Source organism: Escherichia sp. MOD1-EC5495, assembly GCF_002965965.1.
GTDB classification, from domain to species: domain Bacteria; phylum Pseudomonadota; class Gammaproteobacteria; order Enterobacterales; family Enterobacteriaceae; genus Escherichia; species Escherichia ruysiae.
This window is the reverse complement of record NZ_PTRI01000072.1, coordinates 1-279: the sequence shown is the minus strand read 5'-3', so window position 1 is coordinate 279 and position 279 is coordinate 1. Positions and strand designations below refer to the sequence as shown.

The 279-nt window shown below is 56.3% G+C and carries 2 tRNA genes; both read left to right on the top strand.

The window, feature by feature from the left end:
- Positions 1 to 90: 90 nt before the first annotated feature.
- Positions 91 to 166, top strand: a tRNA-Gly gene (locus BEG40_RS21635).
- A gap of 35 nt (positions 167 to 201) precedes the next feature.
- Positions 202 to 277 (top strand) — tRNA-Gly (locus BEG40_RS21630).
- Positions 278 to 279: the final 2 nt, after the last annotated feature.

The window sequence follows — 279 nt, the reverse complement described above, 5'->3', positions numbered from 1 at the left end:
GAGCACGACCTTGCCAAGGTCGGGGTCGCGAGTTCGAGTCTCGTTTCCCGCTCCAAAATTTGAAGGTGCTGTAAAGCACAGACCACCCAAGCGGGAATAGCTCAGTTGGTAGAGCACGACCTTGCCAAGGTCGGGGTCGCGAGTTCGAGTCTCGTTTCCCGCTCCAAAATTTGAAGGTGCTGTAAAGCACAGACCACCCAAGCGGGAATAGCTCAGTTGGTAGAGCACGACCTTGCCAAGGTCGGGGTCGCGAGTTCGAGTCTCGTTTCCCGCTCCAAA